Raw genomic sequence first — 20,075 nt, 5'->3', positions numbered from 1 at the left:
CTCTAATTATATCGCTAACAATGCGGCTGGCTAGCGGGTAATAAAACCGACGGAGATATCGCTTCGCCACGTTTAAATGTTTTAACCTTAGTCACTTCTAAATCTGTATAAATTTGTGGGTTAGCCAGTAAATCATTTACAAAAGAACTGTCTTCATTGCTAAGCCAAGCATTAATCGCGCTTTTGTCATGAGGTAAGAAAAAGGGAATCGATTTTTCGTGATACATGCTAAAGTCTTCTCTCGGCGGTCTGGTTACCACGGCGCAACTAAAACACCCGTTGCTAAAGACTCGATAAACCGCGCCCAATAATAACGCGCCAGACTTAGGCCGCATTAAATAATGTGATTTACCCTTTCCCTCCAGGTTAGACTCGCCCACTGCTGTAGCAACAACAATGCCGCGGCGTCTAGTAATCGCTTTCTGCCAATAAGAACTGTCCAAGTTTCTTGCGTTAAACGTGGTGCGTTTACCAAGGTCTATATTGTCGCCATTGATCTTGGCATCAAACCACCACGTTGGATGTATTGTATTTGAATGATCAACAATAAGATTGGTAATGCGCTTTTCTACATTGCCGCCAAAGGCAGGATAAAAGTTGAGAATGTCACCCTGTAAGGCTTCCTCTTTAAACAGTGGCATTGTGCCTTGTAACCCTACTTCATTGAGCAAGGCTATTGTTGCGGGCGAACCTGTATCTCTTTGTATAAAACCGCACATATATTCTCTACTATATTCTCTACTATATTCTGCAAAGTTAAGGGTTCCACATTCAGAAGCTCCACAGCGTGAGGTACCACAGTGAGAAGCCTAACAGTTAGTACTACCATTGTTTTTTTGAAAAAATCTGGATATAAGGTTTATGTTGCTTATGTGTATGGCATTTACAATACCACTTTAATAAAACCGCGAATTAAATACTGAATTAAATACTTTGCCGCAATTTTTATGCCTTAATATTTATCACAATCCCGTACAACTCAGCACAAACCGGCACAATTAAGCGTTATGCGTAACCACTTTCATAAATGAATACAAAAAAGCCTGAGATATTTTACTCAGGCTTTTCTTTATATATCAATAGTTAACTGTTGAGTTAGAGCAATCTATTGGGCCTTCAATACTTCAATACCGCCCATATAAGGTACTAACGCCTTTGGTACTGTAACGCTACCATCAGCCTGCTGATTGTTCTCTAAAATAGCAACTAAAGTACGCCCTACAGCCAAACCAGAACCATTTAACGTGTGCAATAACTCAGGTTTGTTCGTTTCTGGATTACGGAAACGCGCCTGCATTCTACGCGCTTGGAAATCTAACATGTTAGAGCATGAAGAAATTTCTCTGTACGTGTTTTGCGCTGGTAACCAAACTTCCAAGTCATAAGTTTTACATGCACCAAAGCCCATGTCGCCAGTGCAAAGCAACATCTTACGGTACGGCAATTCTAGCTTTTGTAAAATCGCTTCTGCGTGGCTGGTAAGCTGTTCGAGTGCCTCGAAACTGTCTTCAGGTTTTACTAATTGTACTAGTTCAACTTTGTCAAATTGATGTTGACGAATAAGACCACGAGTATCACGGCCGTACGACCCTGCTTCAGAACGGAAGCACGGCGTATGCGCCGTCATTTTCACGGGCAGAGACTTAGCGTCCACTATTTCATCACGCACCATATTAGTCAGCGGAACCTCTGCTGTTGGGATAAGAGATAACCCTTGTCCCTCTTCTGTTGCCGGCTGAGTGTGAAAAAGATCTTCACCGAACTTAGGAAGCTGACCCGTGCCATAAAGGCTGTCTGAATTTACCAAGTAAGGAACATACATTTCTTGATAGCCGTGCTCGGTTGTATGAACGTCGAGCATAAACTGCGCTAATGCACGATTAAGGCGAGCTATATCACCGCGCATAACCACAAAGCGGCTGCCCGTAATTTTACTGGCCGTTGCAAAGTCAAGGCCCGCGTTTAATCCTTCACCTATATCCACATGATCGCTTACTTCAAAATCAAAGCTTTTTGGCTCGCCCCAACGCGAAATCTCAACGTTATGATTTTCGTTTTCACCAACAGGCACAGACTCATCGGGTAAATTTGGAATTCCCTGCGTCATTGTTGTTATTTCTTCCAACAATTCACTAAGTTCAGCCTTTGCTGAGTCTAATTCATCGCCTAGTTTGCCAACTTCAGCTAACAATGGCGCAATGTCTTGTCCCTGTGCTTTTGCTTTGCCAATAGACTTACTTCGCACATTGCGCTCGTTCTGCAGATCCTGCGTTCTGGATTGAAGTGTTTTTCTTCTTTCTTCAAGCGAACTAAATGCTGCCACATCAAGCTTAAAACCACGGGCAGCCAAACGTTCGGCAGTTTGTTCTATATCGCTTCGCAAACACTTTGGATCTAACATGTGTTCCTACTTATCCTTTCATAAATTCAATCGCCAGCCAGCCTGCTAACAAACAAGCGCCGACATTAAGAAATACATTTGCCATGGCTTTCAGCCATAGCCCATTTTCTAACAAGGTTAACGTTTCAATAGAAAACGTTGAGAATGTTGTAAACGCACCAAGTAGCCCCACGCCAATGAGCGCGCGGTATGGCGAATCGCTCAAATCGTGACGTTCTATAAAGCCATAGAGTACCGCCAGGGCGAATGAGCCGATAACATTTACCGTTAGTGTACCAAACGGCATGTTTTTTCCAAACCAAGAATCTATGGTTGTGGTAACAAAATACCGTAAACATGCACCCGTTGCGCCGCCTGCCGCAATAAAGCAGTACAATGCTAAGCCATTTGACACCCTAAAACCCCTTTAAATCTTTAAAATTCGTTTTTCTATTGCTCGCTTTTTGTAAAGCGCATATCGCTATTGTCGTTTATTACTACTTTGCGCATTTAATCCATCGAGAAAGTCTCTTTTTGCTTTGAGGGCTTTTTCAAGGCCACGCTCGCTTGGTTCATAAAAACGTGAGCCTGTTATCTCATCGGGCAGATAGGTTTCGCCAGCGGCAAATGCATTGGGTTCATTGTGTGCATATCGATACCCATCACCATGGCCTAACTCTTTCATTAACGAAGTAGGTGCATTGCGCAGATGTATTGGCACTGGCGCGTCAGAGGTTTTTCTCGCTAGCGCTTTTGCAGCACTGAAGGCCATATAAACTGCGTTGCTCTTTGCGGCTAATGCGCAGTAAACCGCAGCTTGCGCTATGGCTCTTTCACCTTCTGCGGGACCTACGCGATGAAACGTGTCCCACGCGTTAATGCACAACTGCATAGCTCTGGGGTCTGCATTGCCAATATCTTCAGAAGCAATGGCGAGTAAACGTCGACCTACATAAAGCGCATCTCCGCCGCCCTCTAAAATACGAGCATACCAGTAAAGCGCCGCATCGGGATCTGAGCCTCTTACCGACTTGTGAAAGGCAGAAATTAGGTCGTAAAACGTATCGCCTTTATTATCGTAACTTGCTACTTTCTGTCCTACTGCTTGTTCAATGTCGCCAATTGCAATGGCATCAGAGTCGGTAAAATCAGCAGATAGCTCTAGATATGTTAACAAGCGTCTTGCGTCACCGCTGCTTAAATCAATTAATGCTTGTTTAGCGTTGTCAGCAATGTGTAGTTTTCTCTCGCCAAGTCCTTTATCGGTATCTACAAGAGCCCTCTCTACTAAGTCACCCAGCGCGCCGTTTTCTAACGGTTTAAGTACGTAAACTCTTACTCGTGATAGTAATGCGTTGTTTAGCTCAAAGGATGGGTTTTCAGTAGTAGCACCAATAAATGTAACCACGCCAGATTCAACAAAAGGCAAAAAAGCATCTTGCTGACTTTTATTAAAGCGGTGCACCTCATCTACAAACAGTAGTGTTCGCTGGTTATAGCGCGCGTTCTCTTGCGCGGTATCCATGGCAGCGCGAATGTCTTTTACCCCAGAGGTGACAGCAGAGATCCGTAACACCGTTGCTTGGGTGTAATGCGCTATCAGCTCAGCAAGGGTGGTTTTTCCGGTGCCCGGCGGGCCCCACAAAATCATTGAATGGCAATGTCCAGCCTCGAGCATTTTACGCAGCGGTTTATCAGGCCCTAGAAGATGAGATTGACCACTGTATTCTTCAATGGTTGTTGGCCGCATGCGGGCGGCCAGAGGTGCAAAAGCTTGATTAACGTTGGTCATCAATAATAAAGCTTTCTGGCACATCAACCTCAAAGGTGTCAGCGGCTAGCGGAAATTTAGTTTCTATATCACTAAAAATTAGCGTACTTAACTGCTGTTGCGCATCAAGCATGGTCAGGGCTGCCAGTGCATCGCTACTGTTAAATGTCATAGTGAGCGTAAGAATTTGACCGTCTTGCGACTTAGGCGTAATTTGAAAGCTCTTTAAATTTGCAGCGGTGGTGTTATTAGACATTGAGGCTAACGCGTCGTCTAGCTGACTAATTGAGAACATAGACCAAGTGTCCTCATCATTCGACGTTAACAGCATGATCGGATTGTCTTTAATGGCATTATCTTGCGATAAAATAGTGACCTGCTCTACAAAAGTGTCCACATTCCAAACGGCTTCGCCGTCGGCTATAAGCAGTGTTTCGTCTGGAAATGTAGTTTCCCAACGCAGTTTGTTCGGCCGTGTCATGGTGAGCACGCCCTCTGCCTCGTGAACAACATTTTGTTGTGCATCTACTACCGTTTGGCTAAATGCAGCGCGAAACTGCTGCATGTTGTTCAGCAATGCTTTGAGCTTTGTTTGTGCATTCTCTTGATGCATGTCCTGATGCATGTTTTGATGAGCAACACTTTCAGAGCCATTAGCTGCTTTTTGAGCACTCTGTATTTCCGCAGAAACTACAGGACCTGAACTCTCAATGTCAGTAGCCACCACTGGCTCAGCGTTTAATACAAAGCTTGTTGAGCCCAATGTGACAAAAAGTACACTACGCAACACGTTTACTGCATTCTCTTTAGCACTACCTTTCGCACTACCTTTCGCACTACCTTTCGTGTTGTGTTTCGTGTTGTGTTTCATACTGTAGTTCATGTTGTTAATCCTTGATTGGCGGCGGGGCAATGACTTCTCGATTTCCGTTGTGCCCTTGTGCACTTACGACCCCACTAGCTTCCATTTGTTCCACCAAGCGCGCTGCGCGATTGTAACCAATTCTAAACTTGCGCTGCACGCTAGACACACTCGCACGGCGAGTTTCGGTTACGAAAGCAACAGCATCATCGTAAAAGGCATCAAACTCTTGCTCTTCGCCTTCCGGCTGCTCGCCCGGTAACAACACCTCTGCAGATGCTTCACCGTTGAGAATTTCATCAATGTATTCAGGCTCGCCACGTTTCTGCCAGTCTGCAACAACAGCATGAACTTCATGGTCGTCTACAAATGCACCATGAACCCTTGTTGGCACGGGGCTTCCCGGCGGTAAATACAACATATCGCCCATGCCAAGAAGCGTTTCGGCGCCCTGTTGGTCTAATATGGTGCGTGAGTCGATCTTGCTCGATACCTGAAAGGCTATACGCGTGGGAATATTGGCTTTTATTAATCCGGTAATAACGTCAACAGAAGGACGCTGTGTTGCTAAAATAAGGTGTATTCCAGCAGCGCGGGCTTTCTGTGCAATTCGAGCGATAAGCTCCTCTACTTTCTTGCCCACGATCATCATCATATCGGCGAATTCGTCGACCACAACAACAATGGCTGGCAACTTGTCTAAATCAGGAGCTTCCGCTTCCATGCTTTCTTCACTTTTCCACAGCGGATCTTTTATCGGAGTTCCGTTCGCTTTGGCTTCTTCTACTTTTAAGTTATAGCCCTTGAGGTTTCTCACTCCAAGCGCGCTCATAAGACGATAGCGTCGCTCCATTTCGCCCACGCACCAGCGAAGCGCATTGGCGGCTTCTTTCATATCGGTAACGACTTCAGAAAGTAGATGAGGAATACCCTCATACACAGACAGTTCAAGCATTTTGGGGTCAATCATGATCATGCGAACGTCTTCAGGAGTGCTTTTATACAGCAAGCTCAAAATCATGACGTTAACGCCTACCGATTTACCCGATCCCGTCGTACCCGCCACTAACACATGAGGCATTTTTGCTAAATCTACAATAACGGGCTTGCCAGAAATATCAGCGCCAAGCACCATGGTGAGTGGCGACTTGTTAGATTGGAACGTATCGCAGCTTATCACTTCACTTAAACGCACCATTTCACGCTGTTTATTTGGCAACTCTAAACCAATTACCGACTTTCCGGGGATAACTTCTACAACACGCACCGAAATAGCAGACATCGCTCGTGCTAGGTCTTTCGATAAGCCCGTTATCTTACTTACTTTCACCCCAGGTGCTAAATCAAGCTCGAATCGGGTAATTACGGGGCCTGGATACACACCCACTACTGTGGCTTCAATATTAAAATCGGCTAGTTTTTCTTCAACAAGCCTAGATATGCCGTCAATTTCTTCCTGTGTCAGCGGGTTCTCGTGCTTGTCTGCTCGTTCTAAAAGGTCGAACGACGGCATTGGAGCTAAAGACTCATCCACCACAGGTTTAGGTTTTATGGGTTTAGCGCCTACCGCTGCAGGTGAAAACGGCTGCTGCACTGCAGTTTCGTTCACGTTTGTATTTACGTTAGCATCTGAACTGGTATTAACCTCGTGGCTATCTAAGGCCTGTTTCTGACCTTGCTGATGTGCAGGCTCATCCTCGTCACTGGCATAAGGCATATCAGCATCGAACTCTTCATATTCGTCAAACGCACTGAATGTAGGCTCAGTTTTCTCTATTGTCGTTTGTGCTGTACTGGTCTCTTCATACGACGATGACGAGCCAAGCCCTACTTTGTCTTTTACAGCCTCGCGCATTCCAGAAAGTGAAAATGCTGATTTCTTGGGTTCTGTAGAGTGCTGTGCACTTTGTTCTGAGTTCGCGCCCTCATGTTCACCAAGACTTTCCTCTTCGTCGTTATCTGGCTCATCGGTATGGGAATAAAATGGAGGTGTTTGCGCTGTAGGTGCGCTTTCCTTACCGCCAAACTGTCTCTCTGGTCCCCTTCCCTCTTTGCGCGGTGATGGCTTTTCCTCTTCGTCTGCTTCAAACGCAGGCTCAGCACGCATAGTTGTAATATCGAGCTCACCTGAGTGACCATTGCCAGTCTTAGCATTGCTTGAAAGTGCTAAGCGAGGCATTTCTAGAGCAAGTACACGCTGCGGAGCGGTTACCGCTTTACGGGTTAACCACAGCGTACTCTCACCAATTTTATCAATTATAAATAGCCAGCTAATGCCAGTTAGTAAGGTAAACCCAGTGCAGAAAAAGCACAGCAACAGCAATATGGTTCCTGCTGTATTAAAATAGGGTACTAAGGCCGAGCTAATAACGTCGCCAACAAATCCGCCAGCAGAGAAGTTGAAAATATCATCAAAGTTAATACTAGCGATACCCGTTGCGCCTAGGGCCATTAAAAGGCCGCCAATTATGCGAAGTCCAATAGTAAGGTAATCGAACTCATCGAGTTCTTTTATATGCTGGAAAAGAAACCAACCTAAGAATGCTGCACCGAATGGCAACAGGTAGGCAAGGTATCCAAAGGAGAACAATAACAAATCGGCAACCCAGGCTCCGGTAGCGCCCACCCAATTATGAACATCAAGTTGTAAACCTGCTTGACTCCACCCCGGATCACCCGGGTGAAAAGATGCTAGTGCCAGCAATAAGAAGAAGGCGAAAACACAGGCGACTATCATGCCTGCTTCCCACACTCGCTGAACCCCTGTTAATCGCGCCATAACTCTGAAAAACCTTTAATGTATGTGGCATTAATGAGGATGTAATGCCCTTAAGCACAAGTATCATTGGTAGTGATCCTTGCATTCCCTACTCTATTACCGCTTGAGTCGCCTCTGTAAGGTATTGAAAGCGTGCGAATATTCAAGCACTGTATTTTTGCACAGCCTACCACAAAAGCAACATTTTCAGCCATGCTTTCATTACTTCAAATTAATCCTCAACGACGACGTACTTTTTACTTCTTCCATCACCACATAGGTGCGAGACTCACTAACTCCGGGTAAACGCAACAAAGTGTCGCCCAACAATTTACGATAACTCGACATATCTGCAACCCTAGCTTTCAAGAGAAAATCAAAATCGCCTGACACAAGGTGACACTCTTGAATATCGTCGTGAAGCTTCACCGCAGCAGAAAATTCTGCAAAGATATCGACAGATGTCTTCGTAAGAGTTATTTCGACAAACACCAACATAGCGGCGCCTAATTTCTCAGGATCAACGAGAGCGTGATAACCTTTTATATATCCCTGACTTTCTAGACGCTTTACGCGCTCAAGGCATGGGCTAGGACTTAGCCCCACTTCTTTCGCCAATTCCACGTTAGAAATTCGACCGTTTTTCTGGAGCTGAACAAGAATATTCCTGTCTATTCGGTCAAGGTGTTTAGGTGTTTTTACTAGCATATAAAATATTACTAAAGCCTGATTTAACCATACTATATTCTATAAACTCGCATTTTTCAGCACATAGTTCGCTTTTTATTCACGTATACTCGCCAAATAGTTTTTCAGTAAATATTTGTTCGAGCCACACTGAGCTCACCAGTAAAAGAGGACCTTGTATGTTAGTTGGTGTACCAAAAGAAATAAAAAATCACGAGTACCGTGTTGGCCTTACGCCAGCTGCAGTAAAAGAATTTACGAGTAACGGGCATTCAGTGCTGGTACAAACGTTAGCGGGCGATGCAATTGGCTTCACAGATGATATGTACGTTGCTGCTGGAGCAACTATTGCGCCTACTGCAGAGCAAGTCTTCGCAGAAGCAGAAATGATAGTTAAAGTGAAAGAGCCACAGCCTAATGAATGTAAAATGCTGAGAAAAGGGCAAACGCTTTATACCTATTTGCACTTAGCACCCGATCCTACACAGACTAAACTTCTCGTGGAATCAGGCGCAACCTGTATTGCGTATGAAACTGTAACAGATGATCGCGGTGGCCTTCCGCTCCTTGCTCCTATGAGTGAAGTCGCTGGCCGTATGTCTGTTCAAGCAGGCGCTCATTACCTAGAAAAAGCCCACGGCGGAAGCGGGACATTACTTGGTGGCGTACCCGGTGTTGCTCCAGGTAAAGTGCTTGTCATTGGCGGAGGTGTTGTTGGCACTAATGCTGCAAAAATGGCTCTTGGTTTAGGCGCAGAAGTGGTTATTCTTGATCGCTCTCTGCCTCGTCTTCGCCAGATTGATGATATTTTCAATGGCCAAGTGAAAACCGTATACTCGACGGTTGATGCAATTGAGCATTATTCTTCAAAAGCTGACCTTGTAGTAGGTGCAGTACTTATTCCAGGAGCGGCAGCGCCAAAACTACTTAATCGTGAGCAAATTGCAGCCATGAAGCCTGGCTCGGTATTGGTTGATGTAGCCATTGACCAAGGCGGATGTTTTGAAACATCAAAAGCTACAACGCATCAAGATCCGGTTTACGTAATTGATGACGTAGTTCACTATTGTGTTGCGAACATGCCAGGCGGTGTGGCACGTACCTCAACCATGGCATTAAACAATGCTACGCTACCTTTTGGTTTAGCCTTGGCAAATAAAGGGCCGGTACAGGCAATGCTTGATGACAAGCATTTACTTAACGGACTAAACACCCACGAAGGTAAAGTAACTTATAAAGCCGTTGTCGACGCACTAGGTGAAGAACTAGGCCTAACCTACACACCTGCTGAAGTGGCGTTAAAAGGTTTATAAACCATTTTATGAGCCATCTTATGAGATCGCTCGCTAAATTTAAAAGCTAATAGCTTAAAGACTCCAGGTAAACAAAAGCCCGATATTTAAGAAATATCGGGCTTTTTATTGCTTTTCTCACCGACTAAACGTTTAGATAATGCAAAGCGCTGGGCTAGCCTCAAATAGAGTCATTTACCTGAGTTAACACAGCCATAGGATCTGCTGCTTGAGTGATAGGCCTTCCCATTACTAAATAGCTTACGCCATATTTCATTGCCTCTGCAGGTGTCATCACCCGCTTTTGGTCCCCAGCGTCTGCACCGACAGGTCGAATTCCTGGCGTCACTAATAGAAAGTCGTTGCTGTGTGAATTACGCAGTGCTTTAGCTTCTTTAGCAGAGCACACAATTCCGTCTAGCCCTGCTGTGGCAGTCAGTGCCGCTAACCTTAAAACTTGCTCTTCTGGTGTAACATTATCAATCACGCCAGAAAGTTGTTCTTGGTCCATACTAGTCAGCACTGTGACTGCGATTAATTTAGTGCCTGGGTTTGCGCTATTTTCAATCGCCTGCTTGGCGGCCTGCATCATCGGAAGCCCGCCTGATGCATGAACATTTACCATCCACACACCGAGTTCGGCGGCTGCTTTGCAGGCTTTGGCTACCGTATTAGGTATGTCATGAAACTTCAAATCTAAAAAGACATCAAACCCTTTTCCTATCAAAGTTTTGACAAACTCTGGCCCAAACAAAGTAAACATCTCTTTGCCTACTTTTAGCTTACACTGACTGGGATCTAATTTATCAACAAACGCCAGTGCACTGTCTTTGTCATCGTAATCAAGCGCGACAATGACGCGAGGCTCTTTAGTCGGCTTTTGCATATCTTGCATCTTACGTTACTCTCCATCCAACCCTTTAATGGGCTTAACAACACCCCATTTCTTACATGATGGGCATAACCAATATAATTTTCTACCCGAAAAACCACAGCTGTTGCAGCGATACTTCGGTCTCTGTAGCATTTGCTTTTCTACTAACTCTTTTAAATCACGTAAGCTATTAGCGGAATTTTTATCTTCTAGCTGGTCTATATAAAGCCCCATAAGAGTCTTAAAGCCGCGCATTGTGGGGCGTTTTCGCAGTTGCTCGATAAGATATTCACTGGCCTGAGATGTTTCACCCTTCTTCATTAATACATCTACCATTGCCAGGTATGACGTGGCGCATTCTTGCCAATGTGCTTCTAAGTTCTTCTCGAAGGCGTCCCACTCCCCAGTTTCTTCAGCTATTTTCTCTAAACTAGGAACGGCCTCACTAAACCAGTTGATATCTCGTTCTGCCACCTGAACGAAATAAGCCGTTGCGTCGGTATAACGCTTTTGATCAAGCGCTAGCTCACCCAGCATTAACCAAGGGCGAACCGCATGTTCGTCTGCATTTACAGCTTTTTGCAATAACGTAAGCGCTGCTCCCTGAGCGTCGTTTTTAAGCTCAACAGTTGCCTGTTCGCAATAAAAATGGGCCAAACGCTCGCATACATCGTCGTTGTCGCCATGGCACTCTACCATGCGCTCAGCTAGCTCTATTGCACGTTGCCATTCTTTGGTGGTTTGATAAATACTGAATAACTGTTGCTGCGCAACCAAGTAGTGTTTGTCACTGTTTAGCAACTGTAAAAAAGCGTTTTCTGCGCGCTCTAAAAAGCCCGCTTGGGTGTAATCTTGACCAAGCTCTCGAAGCGCATTTTCACGCTGTGCCGGCTGAAGTTCGTCGCGACTAACTAAATTTTGATGTACTTTGATGGCGCGGTCTATTTCGCCCCGATGGAGAAAGAAGCTTCCCATGGCGATGTGCGTTTCCACAGTATCGCTATTGACATTAATCATTTTAATTAATGTATCAACCGCCTTATCAGGTTGGTCTGAAAGGAGAAAATTTAGGCCTTTGTAATAATGCTTAGAGAGTATACTCGACTGCTTCCTCTGCGCCTGGCGAACGCTATTGCGCCCCATTATCCAGCCATATCCTGCGGCAACAGGCAAAAGTAAAAACAGCAACTCAAGCATTAGTGTTCTTTTTCCAAATGCTGCATCTTAGATTTTGCCGACATCAGCTGCACTTTCAATCGCAACCAGCTAGCTAGCATAATTAAGATACCTACAATAACTCCTATAGATAACGAGATAGCAATCAGCGTGGACAGTCGTATGTTCGCCTGAGCAATAAGGTAGTTTACTGTTACCATTCCCTCGTTTTGCGAACCTATGACAAAGGCCACCGCAAGTAGCACTAGAATGATCAGAAATGACACGATCCCTTTCAACACAAAGCCCTTTATTTTTAATTTGTTGCTAAGAATAGCAAAACAGGAAATAAGATAACACAAAAAAGCGCTACCTAATGATGCGCGAGGATGTTTATGCAGGCACAGGCTCCGCTTCTTTTGCTTTTCGTTTTGCTATGAGGTTTTCAACCACTAAATCGTGATGCAACGCAGACATATTTGTGATGAAAATACAGTGGGTATAACCGGCCTGCATGGTTTCTAATTTGTCATACATGGCTTTGTCGAGCTTAGACAACTGAGCTAAGCGCTTTTTAGTGAGCGGAGTAATAGCACCATGACATCGAATAGCAGTAACATCTGTAGCGCTTAGCTGAATTTTCCCGTCTTCTAACTGGCTCTTAATTTGCGCACGTAGTTTAGAGTAAAGAAAGTCTTTTTCTTTGATAAATACAAGGCGGTTATCGCTTTTTCGAACACAATGCACGACTAAGCTTTGCTCTAGCGTCTCTTTAAACATGCCTTCGAGTATTTGCGATTTAGGTTTGGCCTGTCCTTTATCAGCGAAAAAACCGTGTAGTGGAATAATGTTTTGCGTGCGAGAAAACGGATAAAGATCATCAGAATTATCACTCTGATAAACGGTTTTTAGTCTATCTAGTGTAAAGCGGTTCATTACACATAACACTGCAAGTGACGGCATATGCCTTACCGCAAGCTCCCATATGAATCGATGAGTAGAACGCTGAATACGAGCGATATCTCTCACCTTAAAGTACGCGGTGTTTTCCTCAACGATATTGTCCACATTGGCGCTTACTTTTGACTTTCGCCCGTCTTCAGATAAATTGAGTCTCACAACCCCTGAGGGCGGATGATAGTGCACCACTTTGTATTTTTCGTTTTTAATCTTCAAATCGGGAACGGAAACACGAATATCTTTTTGCAGCTCGCTATTTGGCGCTACGAGCAATCGCATTCCGCTGGCAGATAAATCAGCAACTTTAGCGTCTATTGACGAAAGCAGCCCCATTTTTATCGACGCTGACTTATCAATGACATAACGGGTTTCACTTCGCCTGTCTAAGTCTTCTTCCATTACGTAGTCGATATGCCAATTATCGCCACTGGCTTTAAGCTCACTGGAGAGTGGTTTGAAATTACATTTAGCGCTAAGGGTTAAATTGGCTATGTAGCTAGACACATCTTTGCAATAGAGCACGTGACTTAAATTAGACAGCTGTTCAAACTCTTTACTTGCGATGTCATGAATAGCAAACGCTTTTTGCTTATCCTCTCGAGTGACTTTATCCATTCGGCAATGAGTACAAATAAAATCACCATTCTTTGCCAGTAGGTATATAAGCGCGTTTAACTGACCTAGCTTGATAAGTTGCCTGTGCGTTGCCGTTATTTTCACAGCACCACTTTTAACTTTTATTGTTCCATGAAAGACAAAAGCTTCGTTGTATTTCAATAGTTCGTTTGAAAGAGACTCAAAAAATGGCTTGTCCTGAAGACTGGCAAGAAGGTTCTCAGCATTATTATGCTCCACGTTGGCTTTGGTAAACAAGGCAATAGTGGGCTTCAAGCTTTTCTTATGGGGAGACAAGTACACTGGCAGCCATGGACTATTTTCTAAAATTCTGTCTCTCTCTAACTCCTGCATCGCTCGTTCTATTTCTAAATCTCGCTGCAGGGGTTGGCGGTGTGCCGTAATCTCAATATAGCGTTTTAATATATTGATAAAGTCGCTATCAATATCGTTGGGGAACAAAAAGAATGACTCATACTTTCCAAGATGCTTATTGTATTTCACCGACTGCAGATGAAAAGTTATGTCGGTAGGCTCTTTAGTGAGGCCTAACACCTCCGGTAAAGTGAAAGTAATATTATCACCTGTGGTGACATTAGGCGGACGTTTAGTTTCTACCGCCATCCCTACATGAGAAAATGAACTAACAGAGCAATGCCTACCCTTTTCGAAGTCTGGCGATGATACTGTAAAATTTGGACGAATGGCTATGTCGTCCCCAAAATCAATATCAGTAAACGACTGACTTTCAATATTGAAGGCATCGACTATTTTTCTAAACTGATCTTTCTTAATTTGATTCTGATAGAAGTCGGAATTCATTACCGACTCGAAAACACCAACGGTATATCTATCTTGATAAAGCGAGGTCTCGCTTTTGAGGATTTTAGCCCCTACTTTGTCTAAGCGCATTTGAATACCAAAGTGCTTAAACTTCATAACGGGAAATTGTGCAAAGGCGGAATTATCTGCAGGCGCGTCTGTGAGTGAAGTAAGCCTAACGACCTCCTCTTTGACTACCTTTCGCACACTGCTAGGCAAACGTTTTGAAAACTTGTTAATACCTTCTAACAAGCGATTTTGTTGCTCGTAGGGAATGAGTGCACGAATTAGCGGCTGATACTGTTTTATTATTGCTTGTTCTTCGCCGGCTGACATGACTTCTATAAAAACCGATTATTATTATTCGGATAATATATAACTGTCTTAATAAAGGGGTCAATAGTTATTCAGCAAGAAACATACGTATTACAAAGCATACGCATAAAAAAGAAAGAACCTAAGGTAAACAGCGGGCACAAAAAAGCCGCTTTTAAAGCGGCTTTTATATCTAAGCTATTGAGGCATCAACTCTTTCACGAAGTTCTTTGCCTGGCTTAAAGTGTGGAACGTACTTACCGTCCAGCTTTACAGTTTCGCCCGTTTTAGGGTTTCTACCTACGCGTGGCGCGCGGTAGTGCAGTGAAAAACTACCGAAACCTCGAATTTCAATACGCTCGCCCTTTTGAAGGGTTTGCGCCATTTGTTCGAGAAGCTCTTTAATTGCCAGTTCTAGCTCCTTCGCGGGAACCTGACGCGCTTGATCCGCGAGCCGTTCAATTAATTCAGACTTGGTCATGCTTAACCTCATTGTCAATATTATTGTTTAAACAGCTATCGCGAACAGGGTGTGCCTTTTGCACACCCACAAAAGCATTACTCGCCTTTAGCAGCTTTGAATGCTTCTGCCATCGCGTTAGCAAAACCAGCATCGTCTTGCTGGTTAACCTTGTCGATAGCTTCTTTCTCGTCAGCCTGATCTTTCGCTCTTACAGATAGGTTAACAGTGCGGTTTTTACGGTCAACGCCCATAAATTTCGCTTCAATGCTATCACCAACTTTTGCTACTTCAGTTGCGTCTTCAACACGTTCTACAGCAATATCTGCAACACGGATGTAACCATCAACTTCTTCAGCTAGGTTTACAGTAACGCCTTTTGGCTCAACTTCAGTTACTGTACCAACAACGATAGCACCTTTCTTGTTATCTGTCAGATACTTGTTGAACGGATCTTCTTCAATTTGCTTGACGCCTAGAGAGATACGCTCACGCTCTGGGTCGACTTGAAGCACAACTGCAGAGATTTCGTCGCCTTTCTTATAGTCGCGAACTGCGTCTTCACCAGATTTGTTCCAGCTGATGTCAGAAAGGTGAACTAGACCGTCGATGCCGCCGTCAAGACCGATGAAGATACCGAAGTCAGTGATTGACTTGATCTTACCAGATACTTTGTCACCTTTTTCGTGTGACTCAGCGAAAGTTTCCCAAGGGTTAGCAATACATTGCTTAAGACCTAGAGAAATACGACGACGCTCTTCGTCAATTTCAAGAACCATTACATCAACAGTGTCACCTAGGTTAACAACTTTAGATGGGTGGATGTTCTTGTTAGTCCAGTCCATTTCAGAAACGTGTACTAGACCTTCTACACCGTCTTCGATTTCTACGAAGCAGCCGTAATCAGTTAGGTTAGTTACCTGACCGTTGATCTTAGTACCTTCTGGGTAGCGAGACGCAATTTCTTGCCATGGATCGTTGCCCATTTGCTTCATACCAAGAGAAACACGCTGCTTCTCTTTGTCGAACTTAAGTACTTTAACGTTGATTTCATCGCCAACATTAACAATTTCACTTGGGTGCTTAACGCGCTTCCAAGCCATATCTGTAATGTGTAGTAGACCGTCTACGCCACCAAGGTCAACGAACGCACCGTAATCGGTAAGGTTCTTAACGATACCCTTGATTTCGTGGCCTTCTTCAAGGTTAGCAAGAAGTGACTCGCGCTCTTGGCTGCTTTCTGCTTCGATAACTGCACGACGAGAAACAACAACGTTGTTGCGTTTTGCATCAAGCTTGATAACTTTAAATTCAAGCTCTTTGCCTTCAAGGTGAGTTGTGTCACGTACTGGACGTACATCAACCAATGAACCTGGAAGGAACGCGCGTACACTGTTTACTTCAACAGTGAAACCGCCTTTAACTTTACCGTTGATAACGCCCTTAATAGTAACCTTATCATCGTAAGCTTTTTCCAGCTCAACCCATGCTTCGTGACGCTTCGCTTTTTCGCGAGATAGGATAGTTTCACCGAAACCATCTTCTACAGCATCTAGTGCTACATCTACTTCGTCACCGATGGCAATTTCTAATTCGCCTTCAGCATTTTTAAATTGGTCTGCTGGGATAGCACTTTCTGATTTCAAGCCAGCGTCAACAAGAACGATGTCCTTGTCGATAGAAACAACAGTACCTTTTACAATTGAACCAGGACGTGTTTCTAGTTCTTGTAAGCTTTCTTCAAAAAGTTGTGCAAAATTTTCAGTCATAAGTCTCAGATAACTTTTAAGTTGATATCCACGCTTCTAATCCGGATAACGCGGGGTTATTAAAAAATCGCCGCCACTTCCTGTAGCAGCTCTGCTTTGAACGTATTTTGTCTCACGGGATTAACCTCGTGAGGAAATAATATCCATCGCTTTTTCAAAGACTTGGTTAATATCCAAGTCTGTCGAATCTATAATTACAGCATCTTCTGCCGGTACCAAAGGAGCTACCGAACGTTGAGTATCGCGCTCGTCTCTTGCCTTGATATCGGTTAAAAGGCGCGCAATATTAACATCCATGCCCTTAGCTTTCAACTGGCTATAACGTCGCTCTGCGCGAGCTTCAGCGCTTGCTGTAAGAAAAATCTTTACCTGTGCATCTGGGAATACCACAGTTCCCATATCGCGACCATCTGCAACAAGACCAGGAGCCTGTTGAAATGCGCGCTGGCGACGAAGCAAAGCTTCGCGCACACGGGGTAATGCAGCCACTTTGGAAGCAACGGCACCGACGTCTTCAGTACGAATGTCGTCGGTAACATCCTCGCCTTCCAAAATAACGCGTGTGGCATCTCCATTGGTCTCAAAACTAACATCTAGACCAGTTGCGAGAGGAACAATACATTCTTCATCATCACACGGGAGGTCGTGGTGGAGCGCAGCAACAGCAAGAACGCGATAAATCGCACCGCTATCTAAAAAGTGCCACTCTAACTTTTTGGCTAATAAGCTACTTAAAGTACCTTTACCAGCACCACTTGGGCCGTCGACCGTGACTACGGGTGTGGAATGCATACCTGCTCCATTTTTCATTTTGCTAAAAATCGCGCGTAATTATACGCTTTAGTGCAGGATAAGCAATGCCGCCCTCTCAAGAAGAGGGCGGCACAATACTGGTCCGCATAGATAATTACCGCACGGGTAACTTAGACTAAGGTATTAAATCGAGTGAAATAGTCAGGGAACGTTTTACGGGTACATCCTGGGTCGTTTATCGTGACTGCCGTATCGCTTAGTGCAACTAGCGAAAAGCACATGGCAATTCTATGGTCATTGTAGGTATCAATTTCAGCGTGTTTCAGTTCGTCTGTGGGCCATACTTTTATGTAGTCGTGCCCTTCTTCCACCTTCGCCCCTACTTTTCTCAATTCAGTGGCCATCGCATGCAACCTATCGGTTTCCTTCACACGCCAATTATAGATGTTGGTCATTAACGTTGGTCCCTCGGCGAAAAGCGCCGTTGTAGCAATCGTCATAGCAGCATCTGGAATGTGGTTCATATCCATCGAAATACCTTTCAATGGCGCACCAGTCACTTCGATATATTCATCGTGCCAGTTTACAGAAGCGCCCATCGCCTCTAATACTTCCGCAAAGCGAATGTCACCTTGGATACTGTTTTTACCAATACCGGTTACGCGTACCGTACCACCTTTAATAGCGCCAGCTGCGAGGAAGTAAGAAGCAGAAGATGCATCCCCCTCAACCATAAATTTGCCCGGCGCCACATATTTTGCGTCGCCAGAAATGGTGAAGGTTTGATAATTGTTATTTACAACTTCAACACCAAACTTAGCCATGGTATCAAGAGTGATGTCGATATAGGGTTTAGACACCAAATCACCTTTTATCTTAATGGTCACATCATTTTTAAACAGTGGTGCGGCCATCAAAAGCGCCGTTAGAAATTGACTAGATACGCTGCCGTCAACAGACATTTCATTAGCAGTTAACGCCTTACCTTTAATTTGAAGGGGCGGAAAACCATCATTTTTTAAATACTTAATGTCAGCGCCAGCCTCTCGTAATCCGTCCACCAAATCTGAAATTGGACGTTCTTCCATGCGCGGTTCACCGGTTAACACCACATCCACATTGCTCACGGCCAAAGCAGCACACAAAGGGCGCATTGCAGTACCTGCATTTCCTAAAAAAAGTTCCTGTGGCTCACTGACATTAAAAGCGCCACCATTACCTTTCACTACGCATCGAGTCTTATCATCGCTAAGTGTATAGTTCACTCCAAGCTGAGTGAGCGCGTTAAGCATATGTGAAATGTCGTCACTGTCTAAAAGATTGGTGAGTTCGGTATCTCCTTCACAAAGCGCGGCAAGCAGCAAGGCTCTATTAGACAGACTCTTCGAACCAGGTACATTGACCACTCCCGATACTTTGCTAATCGGTGCTAATGTTAACTGTTCCATATTTGTATTCACTTGTCCTTTATCCATTCACTCGTTCAAACTCACGCATAAATTCTACCAATGCTAGAACACCGTCTACCGGCATCGCATTGTAGATACTAGCTCGCATACCGCCAACAGAGCGGTGGCCTTTAAGAGCAAGTAATCCAGCTTCTTGCGATTGTTTTAAAAACAGACCATCTAGCTCTGTGTTTGCGAGATGAAAAGGTACGTTCATTTTTGAACGATTGTCTGGGTGAACGTTACTTGAATAAAAGTCAGAGCTATCAATAGCCGAGTACAACAACGCCGCTTTTTCAGCATTACGCTTCGCCATGGCATCAACGCCGCCCATTTCCTTGAGCCATTCAAAAACTAGGCCCGCTAAATACCAAGAAAATGTAGGAGGCGTGTTATACATAGAGTCAGATTTTGCCGCTAGCTCGTAGTCAAAGATCGATGGCGTTTCTTTGCGTGCACGGCCAACTAGATCATCTCTAACAATCACTACAGATAAACCACTAGGGCCAATATTTTTTTGAGCCCCAGCATAGATAACGCCGTGTTTTGCAACATCAATAGGTTGAGACAAAATGGTAGACGACATATCTGAAACCAGAGGCACATCGCCCGATTCAGGTAACCAGTCGAAAGCAATTCCGTCTACGGTTTCGTTCGGACAAAAATGATAGTAGGAAGCCCCTTGAGCAATGTTGGCCAAAGATGGCTTTGGAACATAGTGCATTCCATCTTTTTCTGACACTTCACCAACCACAACTGCATTGTTGTATTTGTCCGCTTCTGCCACGGCACCTTTAGACCAAGAGCCACTTACTAAATGCAAACTAGTGTCGCCCGATTGGGAAAGGTTAAGGGGTACCGCCGCAAATTGTCCTCGCCCGCCACCATGGGTGAAAAGTACATGGTAATTAGAAGGCACTGACAGAAGGTCACGCAGATCTTGCTCTGCCTTTGCAGCAATTTCTATGAAATCTTTGCCGCGATGACTTACTTCCATTACTGAGCAGTTCATATCCCGCCAGTTCGTGAACTCGCTTTGGGCTTTTTGCATCACTTCTTTAGGAAGCATTGCTGGGCCAGCGCTAAAGTTGAATACCTCTTTCATTGCGTTTTTCAACACCTGTATATTGTTGATGCCAATTAAACTGCCAATT

The 20,075-nt window shown here is 44.5% G+C and carries 17 protein-coding genes; 1 reads left to right on the top strand and 16 read right to left on the bottom strand.

Going from position 1 to position 20,075, the window contains the following annotated elements; genetic code table 11:
* Window positions 1-14: 14 nt before the first annotated feature.
* The 7 genes from GTW09_RS00385 to lrp all read right to left on the bottom strand — a co-directional run bounded on the left by GTW09_RS00385 (window position 15) and on the right by lrp (window position 8,479).
* Window positions 15-719 carry an SOS response-associated peptidase family protein gene (locus GTW09_RS00385; RefSeq protein ID WP_163109138.1) on the bottom strand — a complete coding sequence of 235 codons (705 nt, stop codon included), beginning with the start codon at window positions 717-719 and terminating at the stop codon, window positions 15-17.
* Between the two features lie 386 nt (window positions 720-1,105).
* Window positions 1,106-2,401, bottom strand: a complete 1,296-nt coding sequence (gene serS / locus GTW09_RS00380; RefSeq protein ID WP_163109135.1) for a serine--tRNA ligase — start codon at window positions 2,399-2,401, stop codon at window positions 1,106-1,108.
* 10 nt (window positions 2,402-2,411) lie between these two features.
* Window positions 2,412-2,795, bottom strand: coding sequence for a fluoride efflux transporter CrcB (crcB, locus tag GTW09_RS00375; protein ID WP_163109133.1), 384 nt, complete (start codon window positions 2,793-2,795; stop codon window positions 2,412-2,414).
* Window positions 2,796-2,861: 66 nt separating this feature from the next.
* Window positions 2,862-4,172 carry a replication-associated recombination protein A gene (locus GTW09_RS00370; protein ID WP_163109131.1) on the bottom strand — a complete coding sequence of 437 codons (1,311 nt, stop codon included), beginning with the start codon at window positions 4,170-4,172 and terminating at the stop codon, window positions 2,862-2,864.
* Complete coding sequence (lolA, locus tag GTW09_RS00365) at window positions 4,159-5,034, bottom strand: outer membrane lipoprotein periplasmic chaperone LolA (RefSeq protein WP_239059230.1); 876 nt, start codon at window positions 5,032-5,034, stop codon at window positions 4,159-4,161. Before lolA ends, GTW09_RS00370 begins: the two co-directional genes overlap by 14 nt.
* Window positions 5,035-5,038: 4 nt before the next feature.
* Entirely contained in the window at window positions 5,039-7,792 is a 2,754-nt protein-coding gene (locus tag GTW09_RS00360; RefSeq protein ID WP_163109129.1) for a DNA translocase FtsK, read from the bottom strand.
* Between the two features lie 201 nt (window positions 7,793-7,993).
* Window positions 7,994-8,479, bottom strand: coding sequence for a leucine-responsive transcriptional regulator Lrp (lrp, locus tag GTW09_RS00355; protein WP_071979009.1), 486 nt, complete (start codon window positions 8,477-8,479; stop codon window positions 7,994-7,996).
* 158 nt (window positions 8,480-8,637) lie between these two features.
* Between lrp and ald the strand changes: the two genes are divergently transcribed.
* Window positions 8,638-9,771 carry an alanine dehydrogenase gene (ald, locus tag GTW09_RS00350; protein ID WP_163109127.1) on the top strand — a complete coding sequence of 378 codons (1,134 nt, stop codon included), beginning with the start codon at window positions 8,638-8,640 and terminating at the stop codon, window positions 9,769-9,771.
* A gap of 160 nt (window positions 9,772-9,931) precedes the next feature.
* Here ald and pyrF read toward each other — a convergent pair whose 3' ends face one another.
* From pyrF to serC, 9 genes are all read right to left on the bottom strand, one after another.
* Window positions 9,932-10,636: an orotidine-5'-phosphate decarboxylase gene (pyrF, locus tag GTW09_RS00345; RefSeq protein WP_163109125.1), complete on the bottom strand. Its 705-nt coding sequence runs from the start codon at window positions 10,634-10,636 to the stop codon at window positions 9,932-9,934.
* Between the two features lie 15 nt (window positions 10,637-10,651).
* On the bottom strand, window positions 10,652-11,821 hold the full coding sequence (gene lapB / locus GTW09_RS00340; protein ID WP_163109122.1) for a lipopolysaccharide assembly protein LapB: 1,170 nt from the start codon (window positions 11,819-11,821) through the stop codon (window positions 10,652-10,654).
* Entirely contained in the window at window positions 11,821-12,066 is a 246-nt protein-coding gene (locus GTW09_RS00335; RefSeq protein WP_232230582.1) for a LapA family protein, read from the bottom strand. Before GTW09_RS00335 ends, lapB begins: the two co-directional genes overlap by 1 nt.
* 106 nt (window positions 12,067-12,172) lie before the next feature.
* Window positions 12,173-14,512 carry a PilZ domain-containing protein gene (locus tag GTW09_RS00330; RefSeq protein ID WP_163109120.1) on the bottom strand — a complete coding sequence of 780 codons (2,340 nt, stop codon included), beginning with the start codon at window positions 14,510-14,512 and terminating at the stop codon, window positions 12,173-12,175.
* A gap of 172 nt (window positions 14,513-14,684) precedes the next feature.
* Window positions 14,685-14,972, bottom strand: a complete 288-nt coding sequence (gene ihfB, locus GTW09_RS00325; RefSeq protein ID WP_032096429.1) for an integration host factor subunit beta — start codon at window positions 14,970-14,972, stop codon at window positions 14,685-14,687.
* A gap of 77 nt (window positions 14,973-15,049) precedes the next feature.
* Window positions 15,050-16,720, bottom strand: a complete 1,671-nt coding sequence (gene rpsA / locus GTW09_RS00320) for a 30S ribosomal protein S1 (protein ID WP_163109118.1) — start codon at window positions 16,718-16,720, stop codon at window positions 15,050-15,052.
* Window positions 16,721-16,840: 120 nt separating this feature from the next.
* A complete protein-coding gene (gene cmk / locus GTW09_RS00315) occupies window positions 16,841-17,512 on the bottom strand; it encodes a (d)CMP kinase (protein WP_071981172.1) in 672 nt (223 codons plus the stop codon).
* A 131-nt stretch (window positions 17,513-17,643) separates the two neighbouring features.
* Entirely contained in the window at window positions 17,644-18,921 is a 1,278-nt protein-coding gene (aroA, locus tag GTW09_RS00310) for a 3-phosphoshikimate 1-carboxyvinyltransferase (RefSeq protein WP_163109905.1), read from the bottom strand.
* A 19-nt stretch (window positions 18,922-18,940) separates the two neighbouring features.
* On the bottom strand, window positions 18,941-20,026 hold the full coding sequence (serC, locus tag GTW09_RS00305) for a 3-phosphoserine/phosphohydroxythreonine transaminase (RefSeq protein WP_163109116.1): 1,086 nt from the start codon (window positions 20,024-20,026) through the stop codon (window positions 18,941-18,943).
* Window positions 20,027-20,075 lie beyond the last annotated feature (49 nt).

Origin of the sequence: Alteromonas hispanica (assembly GCF_010500915.1) — a bacterium.
GTDB lineage: Bacteria > Pseudomonadota > Gammaproteobacteria > Enterobacterales > Alteromonadaceae > Alteromonas > Alteromonas hispanica.
This window is presented reverse-complemented; position numbering and strand designations above follow the sequence as displayed.

Bases quoted from the DNA above. Each gene is read 5' to 3' on its own strand.
- aroA (WP_163109905.1), bottom strand. From the start codon at position 18,921: ATGGAACAGTTAACATTAGCACCGATTAGCAAAGTATCGGGAGTGGTC.
- rpsA (WP_163109118.1), bottom strand. From the start codon at position 16,720: ATGACTGAAAATTTTGCACAACTTTTTGAAGAAAGCTTACAAGAACTA.
- lapB (WP_163109122.1), bottom strand. From the start codon at position 11,821: ATGCTTGAGTTGCTGTTTTTACTTTTGCCTGTTGCCGCAGGATATGGC.
- cmk (WP_071981172.1), bottom strand. From the start codon at position 17,512: ATGCATTCCACACCCGTAGTCACGGTCGACGGCCCAAGTGGTGCTGGT.
- serS (WP_163109135.1), bottom strand. From the start codon at position 2,401: ATGTTAGATCCAAAGTGTTTGCGAAGCGATATAGAACAAACTGCCGAA.
- serC (WP_163109116.1), bottom strand. From the start codon at position 20,026: ATGAAAGAGGTATTCAACTTTAGCGCTGGCCCAGCAATGCTTCCTAAA.
- ihfB (WP_032096429.1), bottom strand. From the start codon at position 14,972: ATGACCAAGTCTGAATTAATTGAACGGCTCGCGGATCAAGCGCGTCAG.
- GTW09_RS00360 (WP_163109129.1), bottom strand. From the start codon at position 7,792: ATGGCGCGATTAACAGGGGTTCAGCGAGTGTGGGAAGCAGGCATGATA.
- lolA (WP_239059230.1), bottom strand. From the start codon at position 5,034: ATGAACTACAGTATGAAACACAACACGAAACACAACACGAAAGGTAGT.
- lrp (WP_071979009.1), bottom strand. From the start codon at position 8,479: ATGCTAGTAAAAACACCTAAACACCTTGACCGAATAGACAGGAATATT.
- pyrF (WP_163109125.1), bottom strand. From the start codon at position 10,636: ATGCAAAAGCCGACTAAAGAGCCTCGCGTCATTGTCGCGCTTGATTAC.
- GTW09_RS00385 (WP_163109138.1), bottom strand. From the start codon at position 719: ATGTGCGGTTTTATACAAAGAGATACAGGTTCGCCCGCAACAATAGCC.
- GTW09_RS00370 (WP_163109131.1), bottom strand. From the start codon at position 4,172: ATGACCAACGTTAATCAAGCTTTTGCACCTCTGGCCGCCCGCATGCGG.
- ald (WP_163109127.1), top strand. From the start codon at position 8,638: ATGTTAGTTGGTGTACCAAAAGAAATAAAAAATCACGAGTACCGTGTT.
- GTW09_RS00330 (WP_163109120.1), bottom strand. From the start codon at position 14,512: ATGTCAGCCGGCGAAGAACAAGCAATAATAAAACAGTATCAGCCGCTA.